This window comes from Paraflavisolibacter caeni (assembly GCF_025628885.1).
In the GTDB taxonomy this organism is placed as follows: domain Bacteria; phylum Bacteroidota; class Bacteroidia; order Chitinophagales; family Chitinophagaceae; genus Flavisolibacter; species Flavisolibacter caeni.
The window spans coordinates 1-19,269 of record NZ_JAOTIF010000011.1 but is presented as its reverse complement, the minus strand read 5'-3'; the positions used below and the strand labels follow the sequence as shown (position 1 = coordinate 19,269).

General features: G+C 38.5%; 14 protein-coding genes. 8 read left to right on the top strand and 6 right to left on the bottom strand.

Translation table 11 applies throughout. From position 1 onward, the window contains the following. Positions 1-26 precede the first annotated feature (26 nt). Entirely contained in the window at positions 27-548 is a 522-nt protein-coding gene (locus tag OCK74_RS14075) for an anti-sigma factor family protein (protein WP_279297687.1), read from the top strand. Positions 549-734: 186 nt separating this feature from the next. Continuing rightward, on the top strand, positions 735-1,256 hold the full coding sequence (locus OCK74_RS14070) for a dihydrofolate reductase family protein (RefSeq protein ID WP_279297686.1): 522 nt from the start codon (positions 735-737) through the stop codon (positions 1,254-1,256). A gap of 96 nt (positions 1,257-1,352) precedes the next feature. Here OCK74_RS14070 and OCK74_RS14065 read toward each other — a convergent pair whose 3' ends face one another. The 3 genes from OCK74_RS14065 to OCK74_RS14055 all read right to left on the bottom strand — a co-directional run bounded on the left by OCK74_RS14065 (position 1,353) and on the right by OCK74_RS14055 (position 4,581). Further along, positions 1,353-2,672 (bottom strand): aspartate kinase, encoded by a 1,320-nt coding sequence (locus OCK74_RS14065; protein ID WP_279297685.1) that lies wholly within the window; start codon positions 2,670-2,672, stop codon positions 1,353-1,355. A gap of 141 nt (positions 2,673-2,813) precedes the next feature. Further along, on the bottom strand, positions 2,814-3,899 hold the full coding sequence (locus tag OCK74_RS14060) for an Ldh family oxidoreductase (RefSeq protein WP_279297684.1): 1,086 nt from the start codon (positions 3,897-3,899) through the stop codon (positions 2,814-2,816). Positions 3,900-4,143: 244 nt separating this feature from the next. Continuing rightward, entirely contained in the window at positions 4,144-4,581 is a 438-nt protein-coding gene (locus OCK74_RS14055; protein ID WP_279297683.1) for a single-stranded DNA-binding protein, read from the bottom strand. 888 nt (positions 4,582-5,469) lie between these two features. On the opposite strand from OCK74_RS14055, the gene OCK74_RS14050 reads away from it, so the two are divergent. The 5 genes from OCK74_RS14050 (at position 5,470) to OCK74_RS14030 (ending at position 12,877) form a co-directional block, all read left to right on the top strand. Next, entirely contained in the window at positions 5,470-7,500 is a 2,031-nt protein-coding gene (locus tag OCK74_RS14050) for a PAS domain-containing sensor histidine kinase (RefSeq protein ID WP_279297682.1), read from the top strand. Between the two features lie 118 nt (positions 7,501-7,618). Beyond that, positions 7,619-8,713 (top strand): tRNA 2-thiouridine(34) synthase MnmA, encoded by a 1,095-nt coding sequence (mnmA, locus tag OCK74_RS14045; RefSeq protein WP_279297681.1) that lies wholly within the window; start codon positions 7,619-7,621, stop codon positions 8,711-8,713. A gap of 122 nt (positions 8,714-8,835) precedes the next feature. Then, positions 8,836-9,861, top strand: a complete 1,026-nt coding sequence (locus OCK74_RS14040) for a hypothetical protein (RefSeq protein ID WP_279297680.1) — start codon at positions 8,836-8,838, stop codon at positions 9,859-9,861. A gap of 6 nt (positions 9,862-9,867) precedes the next feature. After that, entirely contained in the window at positions 9,868-11,841 is a 1,974-nt protein-coding gene (locus OCK74_RS14035; protein ID WP_279297679.1) for a S8 family serine peptidase, read from the top strand. Positions 11,842-11,932: 91 nt separating this feature from the next. Next, positions 11,933-12,877, top strand: coding sequence for a DUF3078 domain-containing protein (locus OCK74_RS14030; protein WP_279297678.1), 945 nt, complete (start codon positions 11,933-11,935; stop codon positions 12,875-12,877). A 24-nt stretch (positions 12,878-12,901) separates the two neighbouring features. On the opposite strand, the gene OCK74_RS14025 is transcribed toward OCK74_RS14030, so the two are convergent. From OCK74_RS14025 to OCK74_RS14015, 3 genes are all read right to left on the bottom strand, one after another. Then, positions 12,902-14,119, bottom strand: coding sequence for an RsmB/NOP family class I SAM-dependent RNA methyltransferase (locus OCK74_RS14025; RefSeq protein WP_279297677.1), 1,218 nt, complete (start codon positions 14,117-14,119; stop codon positions 12,902-12,904). A gap of 21 nt (positions 14,120-14,140) precedes the next feature. Next, the gene (gene odhB / locus OCK74_RS14020; protein ID WP_279297676.1) at positions 14,141-15,382 is read right to left on the bottom strand and encodes a 2-oxoglutarate dehydrogenase complex dihydrolipoyllysine-residue succinyltransferase; all 1,242 of its coding nucleotides are present in this window, start codon (positions 15,380-15,382) and stop codon (positions 14,141-14,143) included. Between the two features lie 123 nt (positions 15,383-15,505). After that, a complete protein-coding gene (locus OCK74_RS14015; RefSeq protein ID WP_279297675.1) occupies positions 15,506-18,253 on the bottom strand; it encodes a 2-oxoglutarate dehydrogenase E1 component in 2,748 nt (915 codons plus the stop codon). Between the two features lie 338 nt (positions 18,254-18,591). Here OCK74_RS14015 and rpsT point away from each other — a divergent pair, with 338 nt between their 5' ends. Beyond that, a complete protein-coding gene (rpsT, locus tag OCK74_RS14010) occupies positions 18,592-18,846 on the top strand; it encodes a 30S ribosomal protein S20 (RefSeq protein WP_279297674.1) in 255 nt (84 codons plus the stop codon). Positions 18,847-19,269 lie beyond the last annotated feature (423 nt).

Below are 19,269 nucleotides of genomic sequence, written 5' to 3'. Positions count from 1 at the left end.
AGTTCAACTATTTAAAAGAGAACCAAATGAGTACCACAATAAATAATGAGTTTTCACATGATGAGGAAATGGAAGCCCGCATCTGGGCTTACATCGACGGATTGAGTGAAGAGAAAAGCTTCATTGAGCAACTAATTAGAGAAAATGCAGTGTGGCGAGCTAAATACAATGAGTTAGTAGAGTTGAACCAATTGCTGCATGCTACAGAGTTGGAACAGCCATCCATGCGTTTTACCAAAAATGTAATGGAGGAAATTAGCAAAATACAAATTGCCCCGGCAACTAAGGAGTACATTAATAAATACATCATCAGGGGCATTGCAGCCTTCTTCATCACAGTTATTGTTGGTTTTTTAATATACGGCTTTAGCCAGGTAAACTGGTCCGCAGGCAACGCCAGCAAGCACGCCGGTATTGACTTTACACAAGTCGATTATAGCCGGATGTTCAACAACACTTTTGTGAACCTATTTATGATGGCCAATATCATCCTGGGATTGATGTTGCTCGACAGATACCTGAGTAGTAAGAAAAAGCAATGGCAATAATTAACCTAACATCTTTAAAATAGCTTGATGACTCTCTGTATCATCAGGTTTGGTGTACAGCCCTTCTGTTTCCAGAGGGGCTTTATATTAAAACAGCCCCTATCAACTGAACTCATAAATTTGTCAATATCAAACGCTCAATTAATAAAAGCTTTTATCTATTATTAAACGGAATATCTCCCGACCATGCGCAAAATAATCTTAGGCGTCGCCGTTAGCCTCGACGGCTTTATAGAAGGTCCTAACGGCGAATACGACTGGTGCCTGACCGACCAGGACTATGGAATGCAGGAGTTTCTCCACCGCATTGACACCATATTTGCAGGACGAAAAACCTACGAAATGTCATTGGGCAAAGAAGATTTTGATCTCGGCTTTCCCAAAATGAAAGAATATATCTTTTCAAGAACTATAGATACAGTCCCTGAGGGCAAGACACTTGTCAGGGGTGATATTGAAAATGAAGTATTGAAAATAAAGAATAGTCCGGGCAAGGACATATGGTTATTTGGAGGGGCCTCATTAACCACTTCATTAATGAATCTTGGACTTGTTGATGTAGTTTGGCTTGCAGTGCATCCGATTATCTTAGGTAGTGGTAAGCCATTATTCAGCAATATTAAAGGAAGAATTCAACTTACCCTTACAGAAACAAAAACCTATTCCTCTGGCCTTGTCTCATTAATGTATAACGTAAACATGTTATAAGAAAATATTTGCCCTTCATTCAAATCATTCTTAGTATAAATAAAATAAAAGCCTCGGGAAAGAGGCTTTTATTTTATTTATACTACTCACAATGAATTACAAACCAAATACACCGCTATTCAGTTGCTGCAGCACCTGGGTTTTTTGGGCAGCAGGCACCAGGATCGAGATATTATGAGCACTACCACCATAAGAAACCATGCGCACATCACTACCATTCAGGCTGTTAAATACCTTTTGCAGGGTTTCAGCTGTTGCTGCAATTTCATTTCCTACAATGGAAACAATGGTTTGATTATTATCCACTTCAACTGTTCCCAATGCCTCTAACTCTTTCTTAATTAGAGTCAGGGCGCTGTCGTTATCAATTGTCAGGGAAACAGCAACTTCAGACGTGGTAATCATGTCGATAGAAGTACGATATTTCTCAAAGATTTCAAACACCTTACGTAAAAAGCCATAAGCCAGCAACATGCGGCTACTCTTGATTTTTACAGCAGTTATACCATCTTTTGCAGCCACAGCTTTTACTCCTTTTGAAGCAGCTTCAGATGTAATAGTAGTTCCTTTTGCATGCGGCTCCATGGTGTTCAACAACTTCACCGGGATTTTATATTGTTGCGCAGGCCATATTGAAGCTGGGTGCAGGATCTTCGCTCCAAAATAAGCCAATTCTGCAGCTTCATCGAAACTCAACTGCTCAATAGGAATAGTTTTATTCACTACCCTAGGATCATTGTTATGCATGCCACTGATATCTGTCCAAATCTCACAAACAGAAGCGTTAATTGCCGCAGCAATCAATGAAGCACTGTAATCGCTACCCCCACGCTTTAAATTGTCTACTTCGCCACGGGCATTGCGGCATATATAACCTTGCGTAATGAATAACTTATGATTACCATGCTGGGCTAATATTGAAGATAACTTATGGCTGATCACACTTACTTGTGGCTCGTCATTCTCATCAATGCTCATAAAGTTCAAAGCTGGTAATAAAACATGTGCAATGCCTTGCTCTTCCAGGTAAACACTGAATAATTTGGTAGAGATCAACTCACCTTGAGCCAGAATATCCTTATTTAACGCCTCACTATAAGATATCTTAAGGATGATGTTGAGAAATTCAAAATGCTCATTTAATATTGTCTCAGCCTTGTCAAGAGCATCTTCCGCAATAACTAATTCAGTAATGAACTGCTTGTATTTGGCTTCCAGTGCATCAATCTTTTGCTTGGCTGTTTCGCGGTCCCCCTTCGACAAAAGATTACCAATTTCCACTAATGCATTGGTTGTGCCGGAAACTGCACTTAAAACAACAATTTTAGACTCGTCATCAGTTGTGATGAGTTTTGCTACTTCATGCATGCGATGCGGCAAGCCTACACTGGTGCCGCCAAATTTCATTACTTTCATACCCCTGTCCCCTATAGGGGAATTCTTATTTAAGGTTAATAATTAAATGAGTGCAAAGAAAGAGAATTAAGACAGGAATTAAGCAAAGAGAGTCAGAAAATATTAAATATTGACTTTTTCTCCATATGTCCTCAACTTATATTAAAAAATTGAAAGAACGCCTAGTTTATCTGCCAGTCCTTTCAAATCATTGATCACAGCCGCATGCAACGGAATACCCAGTGTCATTCTTTCTGCTTCCATTTCCCTTTCCACATCCCCTGGTATCAACACAGGCTGATCAGGATTTACAGGCTTTGCACCCTTGAATCGCTTGATCCAGTTATCCATATGCTGTTTGAATTCATCAGCAGGACGGAATCCATCAATACGCATAGCTCCAAAGAAGTGACCGATACCTTCACCAGGCATGTTCTGAGGCATGGGCACATAAGCAGGAAATGGCGGCACCCATGGCCCATAATTGGCTCCACTTAAAACTGCTGAAAAAATATCTACTATAGAACCCAACGCATAGCCTTTATGACTGCTGCGCTCACGGTCACTACCCAAAGGCAAGAGTGCTCCTCCTTGTTTCAAAGCATGAGCATCTGTAACAGAATTTCCTTCTTTATCCTGAACCCAACCTGCAGGAGTAGGCATATTTTTACGCTGCAAAATCTCTAGCTTGCCATTTGCTGCAGTGGTGGTCGCCATATCAGCCACAAAAGGAGGCTCTTCGCCAGCCGGAACTACTACACATATGGGATTTGTACCCAACATACGTTCCATAGAAAACGTTGGTGCAACAAGAGCGCTTGCATTCGTCATAGAAATACCGATCATATCATGCTCTAAAGCCATCATGGCATGATAGGCAGCAATGCCATAGTGATTACTATTCTTCACACTCACCCAGCCTGTTCCAACATTCTTGGCTTTTTCAATGGCTACCTGCATAGCAAATGGAGCTACTACAAGCCCCAATCCGCGATCACCGTCTATAGTTGCTGTAGAAGGAGTTTCATATACAACTTTCACTTTAGGTTCCGGGTTAGCTCTACCCGCTTCAATAAGCCGGGCATACCCACTCAAACGCGCAATGCCATGAGAATCAATACCTCTCACATCTGCAGACAATAAAACTTTGGTAGCGAGGTCAATGTCCTGCTCAGGAAGCCCTAATTTCCTGAATATATCTTTTGTAAACTCTGAAAGTATTTGGTAAGGAAAGAATTGTTCTTGCATGGTGCAAAGTAAAGAAACAGAACAGTCTGAAAGGAAATTATCTGAACAGATCCTCCGTCAGATTCAATTCATATCCCCCTGTTTCATAATCACTACCAGGTGTTAGTATTCCGAATTAGTGATGAACATTTCAAAAAATCATGAACTGCGCTCCTCGAATGTAATCAGCCCTTCCCTTCTCTGTACCCGCCTTGAAATAAAAAGCCCCCGGATTCCGGGGGCTTGAAAGATGAAATAATTTATTTTAAAAAGGCAGATCATCCACAGCTTCTCCGATATCGCTAGGCACGCCTCCACCAGTATTTCGACCCGTTGCAGGCGCTTGGCTTTGTGCATAAGATCCAGGAACTGCAGGCGTTGCACCTTCTTTTCCACCCAATAATTGAACTTCTCTAACTCTTAATGAAAGAGAAGCACCACTTGTCCCATCCTGACGCGTAAAGCTTCTTACTTCAGGTGTGCCTTCAACAAATACTTGTTTTCCCCTGGTTAAGTAAGGTGAAAGGGACGTTCTGTCTGTCCAGTAGGCACAATCAACCCAGGTAGTTCTTTCCTGGCTATTGCCTTGACTGTCTTTGAATTTCTCAGTGTGGGCAATGGTAAAATTGATTACATTTTTACCGTTAACTGTGTTAACAACACAGTCCTTGCCTAAATTTCCAATAACTTGCATTTTGATCATAGTACTCAAATTAGGGATACAAGATACATCATTTATTTTGGTTCATGCAAGCGTTTCCCCCATCTATTTATCCACTTTTTATTAAATTCTAAAAGAAGACACAAGTATATTAATAATCAAACAGTTGTCCCTTTTACATGCATTGTATTTAGGTATTCAAATATCCTGTTGTCTGGTAAATTCAATCAGTAATTTTCTGCAATTAATTGTAGTATCAAACGAATTAAAATCGCTTCAAAATAGATGATTCCTTCTCGCAAACAGAATTCATCCTTGATCCCCCAATCACCCCTCTACTCCCTACCTTCAGTATAGCTGAAGCATACTTACTCCGTACCAACTCCCTACCTAAGCCGTACCATAGGCGTACTTTAGCTATACTTTAAGCGTACCAAAGTCTATGCTACCTCGACCATCCTTCGATCATCCTTCGACTATCCTTCGACCATCTTTCGACTATGCTTCGATCTGAATTGAGCAAATGCTCATAAATAAGGGGAAAACAACCTACAGGCAGAACGCCCTAAAAAGCCCTGAACGGAGGCAATGGAGTTGAGCCTAAAGGTACAAAACCAACCCCCACCTTCCAAGTTTTGCCCCCTCCCTTTATGCTCTTCCGTATTTTTTTGGCAATTAGGCGCCCAGTGAAATTACCTGTCAAAAACACAAAACTGTTGCGTATTTTTCCCAATTACACAAGATTATCAGCATTTTGCAGGAAAAACATACTGTTGGGCCAGTTTTTCCCCTAAATCATACTGCGCATTAATCTAATTCCCTATACAATTAGATTGAAATCTTGTATATAATATACTAAATGAGAACAAAATTCTTTTTAGCTGCAGTGGCTTAATAATTGTGATTTGATTGCAGTTATATAAATCATTTATGCCGAATACCTATCCCAACCTATTTGTACCACAAATTGAAGATCAATCCGTCCAATTATCTTCCATTTTGGATACCCTTCCTTCCATTGTATTTTATGTTGATAATGAATATCATATTAAATATTTAAATACCTCATTTGAAATCTGGTCTGGCTTTACAAAAGAACAGGCCAGAGGAAAACAATTGAAAGAAATACTGGATTATAAAACATTTGTGCGAATCAAGGACTTTATAGATAAGGCTTTAGCTGGAGTAGTAATTGATTTTGAAACAGAATTACTTTTCAAAAATGGCACAAAGCATCTAATGGAAGGCTCATTCAAACCTGACTTAGGTGATGCAGGTCAGGTCAAGGGGATTGTTGCATTCCTAAAAGAACGTTTACAAAAAATAGCAAATAACCTTGAATTCGATCAAAATCAGATCGCTACAAAAAAATCTGCTGATGAAAAACTATTATATGCTTTGAGGTCAAATGAAGAACGGTATTTTCAACTTGTTAATGGACTGCCTGCTGCATTATATACCTGCGATGCGGAAGGCCGAATCCTTATGTATAATGAGGCTGCAGCTGCCTTGTGGGGCCGCCGGCCAGAAATAGGCAAAGATCTTTGGTGCGGTTCCTGGAAGATTTTCGATTTACAAGGAAATCCGGTTCCTTTAGATAAATGTCCAATGGCATTTGCTTTAAAAGAAGGCAAGCCCATCAACCTGGCGGAAATAATTGTTGAAAGACCCGACGGTGTTAAATTAAATGTTTTGGCTAACCCAAAACCAATCCTGGACAGTTCGGGCAAAGTAGTAGAAGCTGTAAATATGCTGGTAGATGTTACTAGCCTGAAGTGGGCCGAACAGGCGCTTCGGGAAAGTGAAGAAAGATTCAATAAAATTGCAGACTCAGCCCCGGTTATGATCTGGATGTCAGGCACAGACATGGGATACAATTTCTTCAATAAAGGTTGGCTGGATTTTACAGGCCGCACACTCGCACAAGAAAAAGGGTTTAATTGGGTTAAAAATGTCCATCCTGATGATTTTGATCTTTGTATAGATACTTATACAGAAGCATTCGAAAATAAGGGGGAATTTAAGATGGAGTACCGCTTGAAGCGACACGATGGAGTTTACCGCTGGGTTATTGATTCCGGAAGACCTCGCTTTTCACCAGACGGGACCTTTATTGGCTTCATAGGCTCTTGTATTGATGTTAGTGATAATAAAATGATGGCCGAAGCATTAGAAAAGGAAGTGGAATTACGAACATTAGAGCTTAAACAAGTTAATCAACAATTACTTCGATATAATGAAGAACTGGAGCAATTTGCCTATGCGGCCAGTCACGATCTACAGGAGCCGTTAAGGAAGATCCAAACATTTGCAGGAATGCTGGTTGAAAGAAACTTTGATGAACTGAATGAAGCTGGCAAAAACTATTTATCAAAGATCCTTAAATCAACAGAACGAATGTCGGGTATTATCAATGACTTATTGTCCTATAGCCGGCAAAGTAGGCTTGATGAAATGTTTGAGGAGATTGACCTTAATTTAATTATTGAAAATGTACTTTCCGATTTAGAATTGATGATCCAGCAGAAAGGGGCACAGGTAATTTGTGATGTCTTACCGAATATCAAGGCCATTCCATCTCAGATGAGCAGGTTGTTCTATAACCTCATCAATAATTCACTAAAGTTTTCTAATCCGAATGTACCGCCAAAGATCACTATTTCAGCTAAACAGTTTGTACCAGATGAGAATGGGAGACTCCCTTCAACAATCGAATTTTTAGTCAGGGATAACGGTATTGGATTTGAACAGAAATATGCTGACCGGGTTTTCCAGCTTTTCCAAAGGCTGAATGATAAACATTCTTATGATGGAAATGGAATTGGCTTGGCATTATGCAAAAAGATTATTCAAAACCACTTTGGTGAAATTTATGCAGAAGCACAACCCAATGTGGGAGCAATATTTCATTTGAAATTCCCTTCCAATATTTTAGTTGAAGCGAAGACTCTGGCCGTATAGATATATCCCAGAAAAAGCACATAGATCAACTTTATACTCTTCGGAGCTTTATCTATTTGCTAAAATTCAATCCCTTTTCCTGCACCCCACCTTCTATTTGTATCTTTGCCCCCTTATTATGAGCAGAAAAGGTAAAGTTTTAGTGGCCATGAGTGGCGGTATTGATAGTACCGTTACAGCATTAATGCTTCATGAGCAAGGCTATGAAGTAGTAGGTATTACCATGAAAACATGGGATTATTCAGCCAGTGGCGGCGGAAAGAAAGAAACAGGTTGTTGTAACCTTGATTCTTTCAACGATGCACGCATGGCGGCTGTAGAACATGGCTTCCCCCATTATATCTTAGACATTAGGGACGAATTCGGCTCTTTCGTAGTAGAAAATTTTGTAGAAGAATACATGGCCGGACGTACTCCCAATCCCTGTGTTTTGTGCAATACCCATATTAAATGGCGCGCTTTATTAAAAAGAGCAGATGCATTGGGCTGCGATTTTATAGCTACAGGCCATTATGCCACTGTTCATCAACACGATAACGGTCGCTTTTTTATACGAAAAGGTACAGATGAACTAAAAGACCAGAGTTATGTGCTTTGGGGGCTTGAACAAGACCTGCTTAGCCGTACTTTACTTCCATTAGGTACATACCGCAAGACAGAAATCCGGCAAATGGCACATGACTTTGGATATCCGGAACTGGCTAAAAAAAGTGAGAGTTATGAAATATGCTTTGTTCCTGATAATGATTACAGAGGATTTTTGAAACGTAAGGTAGAGGGCCTGGAAGAAAAAGTGGCCGGAGGCAATTTCGTAGATAAGGCTGGTAAGATATTAGGTAAACACAAAGGCTATCCCTTTTATACCATTGGACAACGAAAAGGACTGGATATTGCCTTAGGTAAACCAGCTTTTGTTACACATATTGACCCTGAAACCAATACGGTTGTATTAGGTGATGAAGCAGACCTGGAAAAGGAAGACATGCGTGTTAGTAAAATTAACTGGATCAAATATGATGGTTTGGGAGAAGAAAGAGAAGCTATAACTAAAATTAGATATAAAGACAAAGGCAGCTCATCACTATTAATTCCGGAAGGTCGTGATGTAGTTGTGCGGTTTTACGAAAAAGCCAAAGGTATTGCTCCTGGACAAAGTGCGGTCTTCTATGAGGGTGATGATGTAATTGGTGGAGGCATTATCCAAAGGAAGTAAGGAAAATAATTAAACTATTCCCGATCATTATAATCTATGTTTAAGTGCCAGTAAGGAATTTCCTTACTGGCACTTATTTGTTTAATTGATTATTTTTATGCAACTATAACACTGCAAACTTTATGAAATTAATCCCTGCCTGCATTGCTCTTATTTTTTCTATTCTACTATTTAGCTGTACTGAAGAAAAAGAAATTTTTGATGACAGGGATGTTAATCCTGAAGTATTAAAAGCATATTTACCTTTAGAAATAGGGAAGTATATTACATATAGATTGGATTCTACTGTTTTTATTCAATTAGGTAGAGGTGAAGAAGTCCACTCCTACCAAGAGAAACATCTTATCCAGGGCATTGTAACAGATAATCTGGGGAGAACAAGCTATAGAGTGTACCGTTACATACGTGATTTGGCGGGTCAAAAAGGCTGGACACAGAATGGGACATACTATATTACTCCACTAAATGATAAAATAGAAGTTGTAGAAAGTAATCAAAGAATAATCAATTTAGCTGTTCCGATCAAGGAAGGGTATTCATGGAAAGGTAACAGCTACCTTCCATCAGATTTATATAGCTCAATCGACTTTTCTAGTATTAATAATTGGGACTTTACAATCAAAAAAACAGATGAAACCATTTCCTTAAACAGTGGAACTTATAATAATGTAATATCAGTTGAACGAATTAATGAAGAAAATGTCCCTGACACCATAGTGGTCACAAATAATAAAGCAATCATTCCTGCAAATGTGAGTGCAGCTCTGATAACCGGGTCCCCGACAGATACCGTAATTGTCACTGCAATTCCCCCATCAAATCCCTATTTAAATTTAACAGTCTATAATCGAACCAATAAACCTTTATCACTAAACAAAATAATTGTTCCAGCCAAGAAGACTAGAAGTTATGAATATGAAAATAATTCCTGGGTTTTTGGTAGCAGAGACTCACTAGGTAGAAGATTGGATACCGTATTATCAGATCTACCCAATGGTAGCAGAGGTTATGTTGTTGATAAATATGCAAAAAATCTTGGCCTGATTTATTCTGAATTTATTTTATGGACTAGTAATCCGAGCTATGTTGATTCAACTACCTATAAAGTTGGCATTAGCGTGAGACGAGAAATTTTAGAACATAATTAATTAAAAATGCACGTTCTGAAGTTTGGATTATTGCTGATATTTTTTTTATCAGCAAATTTGGCCAGCGGCCAAAAGTATCTCGTTCGATTTACTAATAAAGACAATTCGAGATTTACACTTTCCAATCCTTCAGCATTTCTTTCTCAGCGAGCCATAGACCGTCGCAAACGGTATGCAATTGCTCTTGATAGCACAGACTTACCAATATCTCCTGCATATATTGATAGCCTTCGATCAGTACAAGGGATAACAATTTTAAATGCATCCAAATGGCTGAACCAGGTATCTATTCAGATACCAAATATTTCTGCACTAAACAGGATCTCCTTATTTCCATTCGTAGCTTCCTCATCTTTAATAGCAAGTCGCTTATTACAAAACCATGATACAGGAATTGCTCTTTTAGGAAAAAAATCCTCTAAAAGAAACCGATTAAAACCATTAAAAGAGTCAAAAATCACTTACAATTATTTTGATTACGGAAGAGCATATAACCAAGTTCATATTCATAATGGTGAATTCCTTCATAATATCGGTCTACGCGGCCATGGAATGATCATAGGTATGTTGGATGCTGGTTTTCAGAATTATACTTTACTAAATGCATTTGACAGCATTAACGCAAATAACCAGGTATTAGGAACCTGGGACTTTGTAACAAATAATGCTACTGTTGAAGATGATCATGAACATGGAATGGAATGCCTTTCAATTATTGCAGGAAATATTCCCGGCTATTTTGTAGGAACTGCACCTAAAGCGAATTTTTATTTATATCGAACAGAGAATTCTATTACCGAATTCCCAATTGAAGAGCATGATTGGGTTTGTGGCGCTGAAAAAATTGATAGCGCAGGAGGAGATGTAATTTCTTCTTCATTAGGCTATTTCCAGTTCGACAATCCGCAGTTAAATCACACCTACGCTGATATGAATGGAAATATCACCATTGCAGCTCGTGGAGCTGATCTAGCTGCACGAAAAGGAATACTTGTAGTAAATGCAATTGGTAATGAAGGAAATGATCGTTGGAAATATCTTTCTACGCCGGCTGATGGAGACAGCGTTCTGGCTGTTGGTGCAGTGACAACAAATGAACAACCGGCTGTATTTTCAAGCTATGGTCCCTCCTCTGACGGGCAGATAAAGCCGGATGTGGTGGCAGTGGGGGCCGGCACATGGGTTCAATTGCCCAATAATACTTTAGGCACAGGAAATGGCACTTCATTCGCCTGCCCAATTATAGCAGGATTGGCAACATGCCTGTGGCAGGGATTCCAGGAGTATAACAACATGACTATTATTAATGCTTTACGTCAATCTGGAAGCATGGCCTCAAACCCGGATGATAGAATAGGCTATGGCGTTCCCGATGTTAAGAAAGCCGTAGCTATCCTGCTCAAACAATTTGCTACAGCCACCGCATCATTCAACAACTGCCGAACCACCATCAAATGGAAAAGTAAAGATGTATCAGCCATGAAATACGCGATAGAGCGTAAAACTTTAAACGATTCTACGTTTAAAATAATCGCTGAGTTTTCTGGCACAGGTACGGTCTTGTCTACTCGAAACTACGAATTGACAGATATACTAACTAGAATTGATTCTGGCCCGATCTTTTACCGTATCCACCAAATAATAGACACAACCTCCAGTTCATTATTAGCAGTTTACCTTGATACGGTTTCAGTGAACGTACAAACATCATGTGACGTCCTAAACCAAATCAATGTTTTTCCCAATCCTACACCAGGAAAGTTCACTGTTCAAACTGCATTTGATGAAGCAATAAGCAATTTAAAAATAGTAGTATTTAACGCTGCCGGACAAACTGTTTTTACACGCAAGGAAACCAAACCTGAAGGCTCCTTTAATTATATAATAGATGCCCCCCAGCTTGCCAACGGCAAATACTTTGTTAGTGTATATAAGGACAATGATTTATTGGAGACGAAGGAGTTAATTATTGCAAAGTGAACTAAGACATTAAAATCACACTGATTATAAATCTTTTAAATAAATTGACCAACAACCATGTTTTATCGAGTAACTTCGATAAAACTTCAGCATGAAAAAGAATGTATTTTTTTTCCTACTGTTGGTTAGTTACATGGCAGTAGCACAGGATACAACAGTCAAAAAACTTCAAGCTGAATCAGGCAGAGTCATACAAAAAGACCCTAAGGATACACTTCCGAAAATATGGAGAATAGGAGGTTTATATAACCTTAACCTGGCACAAGGTTCATTGCGCAATTGGGCTGCTGGTGGTGACGAGTTTAGCCTTACAATAACATCTATACTAAGCTTGTTTGCTTTTTATCAAAAGGACAGGCATAGTTGGGATAATACACTCGATTTCAATTTTGGTTTTTTACGCACGACAAGCCTCGGTAGCAGAAAGAATGATGACCGTTTTGATATTGTTTCCAAATATGGTTATGCGATTTCATCAAAATGGAATTTGTCTGGTCTATTTAATTTCCGTACTCAGTTTTTTAAGGGCTATACCTATTCTACTAATGTAAAAACTTTTGCTTCTGCATTTTTATCACCAGCTAACATTTTAATTAGTCCGGGGTTTGATTATAGACCTAACTCAGATTTATCAATATTTATATCGCCAGTTACTGCTCGCTGGGTAATTGTAAAAAATGATAGCATTTCAGCCAAAGGATTTTATGGCGTAGATCCAGGTGAACACAGTAAATTTGAACTAGGTGCATTTTTAACAGCGAACTATCTAAAAGATATAAACAAAGTTCTGACCTATAAAGGTCGGCTTGATATATTCTCTAATTACAGGCACAATCCTCAAAATGTTGACTTATTCTTTTCCAATATTTTTTCAGTAAAGCTAAGTAATGTGCTCTCTGCCAGTTGGAACTTAGACTTTATTTATGACGATGATACCAGACTATTTGGAGACAATGGAACGTCACCAGCCTTACAAGTTAAATCACTTGTTGGCGTTGGACTACTTGTGAAATTTGGACAAGGAAGAGAAAGGTAATTATTACTTTTATTTTGATCCTATTTAAGCCTGCTTAACAAATAAAGCAGCAAAAAGAGTGTCAGCTTTTTGTTGATAACCAGCAAAATAATGTTTACTTACAATCTGTAACGAACTCTTCTGTTGGATAAATTCTACAACACCTTCATTTTCTTCTTTGAAGACAGAACAAGTAATATATAAAAACAGTCCACCTTTCTTTAGATATTGACTTGCATTCAATACAATCTTTTTTTGTAAAGAAGCATAATGATTAATCTTATCCTCTGTAAAGAAATAGAGCTGTTCTGGTGTCCTACCCCATGTTCCGGATCCACTGCATGGAGCATCGCAAATAACAAGATCGTACAACTTATTATGAGTGAATTGTGGATTAGCGACATCCGCCACAAACCAATGGAAATTAGAAATACCAGCTTCCTTGAAACGTTTACGCAGGTTAAAAATAATGGACTCCCTTATGTCAGATACTGTAATCAGACTGTTAGGAAAAGTATCTTTTAGAAGAATGGACTTTCCCCCACTTGCTGCGCAGCAATCCCAAGCTTTTATACTTTTATTGGTATCTTTTATATATTCTACTAAAGGTACCAATACTTTTTGCGAATTGACATCCTGCACCACTACATCATTATTAATTTGCAAGTGGGCTTCTAGTTTAGTCGACGGTGAAACAGCCAAGCAATAATTAGAGATGATTGAGTAAGGAATTTCAGCCTTTTTTAATTTGTTTTGAACTAAAGAAACCTTGCCTGGTCTTATGCGGAGATATGTATCTGGTTGTTCTAGAAATGAAGAAGCGAAAGGTAAGTAATCAATTTCAGGTGAAAGATCTACTTGAAAAGGAAAGATATCTGCTACATCAAATGGTAGGTCCTGCTGAATGATTGTAAGTTTCTCTTTCTTAGCCATGGATACGGAATCATTCCATTGAGGTTTTACCAAAGCTAAAATGGGATTACTAACCTGATTACATAAATATAATGCTGCAAGTACTCTTTCTCCTATTTCTAAACTTACCAAAACCTTTCCTAAGCGGAAATAACAGTAACACAGATGTGTGATATTTTTTCGGTCTCTAGAGCCAAATTTTTTATGCGTATTAAAATACTTTTTAAGGAAAGAAGCTAAAGGTTCCTCTCCGTTATATTCCTTTATAATTTGAACTGCAGAATGAAGATAAGATTGCGCAAACATGTTGAAACAAAAAAGCGATTGTAAAACTACAATCGCTTTAGTCATTTATTCTATTTATTTTGATGATTAGAGCTGTAATAATGCTTTCATTGGATCTTTACCAACTAATAACATTTCAGGGTTCTCTAGCAACTCTTTTACACGCACTAAGAAACTTACGGATTCGCGGCCATCGATAATTCTGTGATCATAACTCAGTGCTAAATACATCATCGGACGTACCACAATTTCACCATTGACTACCATTGGACGTTCCTGAATTTTATGCATCCCCAAAATAGCCGACTGAGGAATATTAATGATAGGTGTTGACATCAATGATCCGAATACACCGCCATTGGTTATAGTAAATGTTCCACCCTGCATTTCCTCCATGCTCAGCTTATTATCTCTAGCCTTTCCTGCCAGTTCAACAACTTTCTTTTCTATTTCAGCCATGCTCATGCTTTCTGCATTACGGATTACTGGCACGACTAAACCTTTTGGAGCTGATACAGCAATAGAAATATCGCAGTAATCATGGGAGACTATTGAATCGCCATCAATATAAGCATTTACTGAAGGCCACTCCTGTAAAGCAATACAGCAAGCTTTGGTAAAAAAGCTCATAAAACCAAGGTTAACTCCATGAGTCTCCTTGAACTTGTCTTTGTTGGCAGCACGAATCGCCATGATTCGACTCATATCTACTTCATTAAAAGTAGTGAGCATAGCCGTTGTATTCTTTGCTTCTACTAAGCGACGAGAGACCGTACGGCGCAATGGACTCATTTTGTCGCGACGCTCTTCACGCCCATAAGGCTGCACTCCTGGCTTTAAACCTGGGTGGCTTAATGCCAGTAATACATCATCCTTCAGAATTTTACCATTGTAACCACTAGGCTGAATAGTTTTGGGATCTACTTTTTTATCTGCAATAATTGCCGATGCAACAGGCGTAGCTTTAATATCGCCTTGTAAAGCGGGCGCCGTTGGAGCTGGCGCGGGTTGGGCCTGAGCCTTTGCATCCTGTTTAGGAGCAGCTTCCGAAGCAGCTGGTTGTACCTGGGGCTGTTGATCTCCTATGGGCTTTGCTGCAGTTTCATCAATTTGTGCTACGACATCACCAATGTTCAGTGTATCACCTTCTTTTCCTACAACCTTCAAAATACCCGCCTGTTCTGCATTAACCTCGAAAGTTGCTTTTTCACTTTCAAGTTCAGCAATTACTTCATCTCTCTGCACATAGTCACCATCTTTCTTTAGCCATTTAACCAGAGTCACTTCATTGATAGACTCTCCTACTGTAGGAACTTTAATATCGATCATAAAAACTTATTTCTGATTTATTATTTATGTTTCCAGCATTAGTAATTCTATTCATTAGCTGCCATAGCATAAATCTAAAGATTTGCTTCTCACCTGCCATATTCAGCTTAAACAGCATTTATACTATACAGAAAAGGCTGTTTCTACTATCTCAGCTTGTTCCTGTGCATGTACTTTTGAATAACCAGTTGCAGTAGCAGCACTTGGCTGGCGACTGATAATTCCGTAATTAATGCCTTTTAAATGCATTTGCAAAAATGCAGCTGCGCCCATATTCAGGGGCTCTTCCTGAACCCAGAACCAAGTAGCATTGCTATATTTCTGATACAGGGCATCCAGTTGCTTATGAGGCAATGGGTATAGTTGCTCTATTCGAATAATCGCTACATCTGTATGATTTTCTTTTTGTTGCCTTTCTGCCAGGTCATAATAAACTTTACCACTACAGAACAAAACTTTCCTCACTTGCTCAGCATTCTGAACAAAAGTATCATCGATTACTTCCTTGAAGCCACCTTCAGTAAACTGACTGATATGAGAATAAGTATTGGTTAAACGCAGATTAGCTTTAGGTGAAAAGTTCACCATCGGCTTTCTGAATGGCCAAGTCAACTGACGGCGTAATGCATGAAAGAGGTTAGCTGCAGTAGTAATATTTGTCACTACTATATTCAACTCTGCACATAATTGCAGGAAACGTTCCAAACGAGCGCTAGAGTGCTCTGGTCCTTGACCTTCATAACCGTGAGGGAGCAGCATCACCAAGCCATTCATCCGTTGCCATTTTGTTTCAGCAGACGAAATAAATTGATCTATTATAATTTGAGCGCCATTAGCAAAGTCCCCGAACTGAGCTTCCCATAAAACCAGTGCATTGGGATTTGCCAAAGCATAACCATATTCAAATCCAAGAACTGCATATTCACTTAACAGAGAATTATAAATTCTAAACTGACCTTGCTGTTCTTGTATGTTATTTAGACGGTTATATTCTTTGTTATTAGTTTCATCATAAATCACAGCATGACGATGAGAAAATGTACCACGCTTAACGTCTTGTCCGCTCATACGTACATCCTTGCCATCTACAAGCAAACTTGCATATGCTAAAAGTTCACCCGTAGCCCAATCAACTTTCTGCTCTGTTTCGAATAACTTCACCTTATCCTGTAACAGCTTTTCCACTTTACGCAATGGTTTAAAACCTTCAGGCCATTGCATTAAATGATTAAATAATTTTCCAAATTGATCTTCACTAATAGCTGTTGCTGGCGATTGATCAAAGTCTTCAACTGTAGCTTTACGCAGACTTCGCCACCATAATTCTGGCTGCTGATAATTATAAGGTAAAGGATTTTGTTTTACTTCATCCAGACGTTCCTGTAAATCACTCCAGAACTTTTTCTCCATCTCCTTAGCAAGTTCCTGAGCTTCAGACTCTCCATTTTTAAGGAGGTATTGTACATAGGTTTCTCGAGGATTTGCATGCTTATCAATTAAAGCATATAGAGCAGGCTGCGTAAACTTTGGATCATCTCCTTCATTATGACCATGGCGACGATAACATACCATGTCAACAAAAATGTCGGAGTTGAATTCCTGGCGGTAGCGTGTTGCAATCTCGACACAGCGAATTACAGCTTCTGGATCATCACCATTCACGTGAAGAACAGGTGCTTGAACCATAGCTGCTACAGATGTACTATAATCAGCACTTCTCGCATCGTCAAAGTCTGTAGTAAAACCAATCTGATTATTGATAATGAAATGAATGGTGCCGCCAGTAAAATATCCCTTCAATCCACTCATCTGCAATATTTCATAGATTATTCCTTGCCCAGCAATAGAGGCATCACCATGTATAAGAATAGGCAATACAGAATCGAACTCAGAACCATATATTACATCGGCTTTTGCCCTGGAAAAGCCAAGAACAAGAGGATCGACAGCTTCAAGGTGTGAAGGATTGGGCATCAATTTAAGGTGAATCTGGTTACCATTGCTAGCTGTTACATCACTACTGTAACCCATATGATATTTCACATCACCGCTTCCCATTGTTTGATCTGGAATAGCAGTACCTTCAAACTCACTGAATATTTGTTCATACGTTTTACCCAGCGTATTGGCTAAAACATTAAGACGACCTCTATGTGCCATTCCTATAACAACTTCCTGCACATTATTTTCAGCAGCAGTATTTATAATTGCATCTAAAGCTGCAATCGTTGTTTCACCACCTTCTAAAGAAAAGCGCTTTTGACCAATATATTTAGTATGGAGGAACTTTTCAAAAATGACTCCTTGATTTAATTTATCCAGAACACGGCGCTTTGAACTTATTGACAATGGCTGTTGCATTGTCGTTTCAATTTCCTTTTCAAGCCATTCAAGACGATTTGGCTTAGTAATATACTGGTATTCTACTCCAATATGCTTAGAGTATATCTGCTGTAATCTATCTAAGATTTGCTGTAGCGTTGCTATTCCTAAACCTATAAACTGCCCAGCAGCAAAAGATTGTTGCAAATCACCTTCAGTTAGGCCAAAATATTTGAGCTCAAGATGAGCACCTCTATCCTTACGTTCTCTAATAGGATTTGTCTTTGCAATAAGATGACCTTTCTTTCTGTAAGCTTGAATCAGGTTATAAACAGCAAATTCTTTGTTTAATTGGCTAGAATCAACAGATGGTTCAGAAACTACAGTTTCACTTACTTTGCCATTTTGTGCATTAGAAATTGCGAAATCAAAACCTTCAAAAAATTTTCTATACTCTGGATCGATACTTTCCGGATTTTGAAGGAAATCATTATACAGATTTTCAATAAAAGCCGGATGCGAATGGGTGATGTAGGAAAAATCCTTCATTGAAAGGAGAGTTTACACATTAAAAATTGGGATGCAAATATCGTCTAAAATATTATAAACATGATTTTAATCAGCGGTTCATTTATTTTATTTTTAAAAAACCAACAAATAAAATAAAGATTAAGAAGAAAATCAGCCTAATCAAAAATATTTATCAACTTATTAGTCTATAATCGAAACAAATATTAGTCTTAAAAGCAAAAGCAAACACATAATTATAATCACAATGCATTTTAAACAAGTATTAAATCCTTTGCAATTTTTTATAAAAAATACACAAAGCAATTTAGTTATTTTAAAATAAAATGCATACTTTTGCCGACCAAATTCAAGAATACATGGCTAATCATAAGGCAACAAAGAAAGATGTGCGTCAGTCTGCAAAGCGCCGCGAACGTAACCGTTATTATGGTAAAACCACACGTAACGCAATTAGAGATTTAAAAGCGTTGACAGATAAAGCTGCTGCTAGCGATAAAATGCCTGAAGTTATTTCTATGATTGATAAACTTGCTAAGCGAGGTGTTATTCATAAAAATAAAGCAGGTAATTTGAAAAGCAAATTAACAAAGAGAGTAACCACTTTAGCGTAACTAGTTAAGTTTGATATACTTTATTAAGGCACCTTATAAGGTGCCTTTTTTATTTAATACATGACGGTAAAACTTTTCATGCGAGTTAAGTGTATCGTCTACTTATGATTCTTAATGAAACAATTACTAGAAGATTTAATCTATCTGTAATTTTAAACACTTCAGAATTAATACCATTTAATTTCCTTAGGTGTTGAGATCCAGGATATATTAATAGTTTATTAACTAGGGTATAAAAAACTTGTTGAGAGATCATTAAAGCGGATCATACTCCGGCAGGGTTGGGGAGCATTTGGGGAGGGGTATAAATACAAAGGCCTGTTCGCTGGGAACAGGCCTGTTGCAATAAGAATGGCGGCTACCTACTCTCCCGCATTTGGGTGCAGTACCATCGGCCATGGGGGGCTTAACTTCTCTGTTCGG

Coding starts and splice junctions, on each gene's coding strand:
- mnmA (WP_279297681.1), top strand. CDS start 7,619: ATGAGCAGAAAAGGTAAAGTTTTAGTGGCCATGAGTGGCGGTATTGAT.
- rpsT (WP_279297674.1), top strand. CDS start 18,592: ATGGCTAATCATAAGGCAACAAAGAAAGATGTGCGTCAGTCTGCAAAG.
- OCK74_RS14035 (WP_279297679.1), top strand. CDS start 9,868: ATGCACGTTCTGAAGTTTGGATTATTGCTGATATTTTTTTTATCAGCA.
- OCK74_RS14065 (WP_279297685.1), bottom strand. CDS start 2,672: ATGAAAGTAATGAAATTTGGCGGCACCAGTGTAGGCTTGCCGCATCGC.
- OCK74_RS14025 (WP_279297677.1), bottom strand. CDS start 14,119: ATGACTAAAGCGATTGTAGTTTTACAATCGCTTTTTTGTTTCAACATG.
- OCK74_RS14015 (WP_279297675.1), bottom strand. CDS start 18,253: ATGAAGGATTTTTCCTACATCACCCATTCGCATCCGGCTTTTATTGAA.
- OCK74_RS14040 (WP_279297680.1), top strand. CDS start 8,836: ATGAAATTAATCCCTGCCTGCATTGCTCTTATTTTTTCTATTCTACTA.
- OCK74_RS14050 (WP_279297682.1), top strand. CDS start 5,470: ATGCCGAATACCTATCCCAACCTATTTGTACCACAAATTGAAGATCAA.
- OCK74_RS14055 (WP_279297683.1), bottom strand. CDS start 4,581: ATGATCAAAATGCAAGTTATTGGAAATTTAGGCAAGGACTGTGTTGTT.
- OCK74_RS14030 (WP_279297678.1), top strand. CDS start 11,933: ATGAAAAAGAATGTATTTTTTTTCCTACTGTTGGTTAGTTACATGGCA.
- OCK74_RS14060 (WP_279297684.1), bottom strand. CDS start 3,899: ATGCAAGAACAATTCTTTCCTTACCAAATACTTTCAGAGTTTACAAAA.
- OCK74_RS14070 (WP_279297686.1), top strand. CDS start 735: ATGCGCAAAATAATCTTAGGCGTCGCCGTTAGCCTCGACGGCTTTATA.
- OCK74_RS14075 (WP_279297687.1), top strand. CDS start 27: ATGAGTACCACAATAAATAATGAGTTTTCACATGATGAGGAAATGGAA.
- odhB (WP_279297676.1), bottom strand. CDS start 15,382: ATGATCGATATTAAAGTTCCTACAGTAGGAGAGTCTATCAATGAAGTG.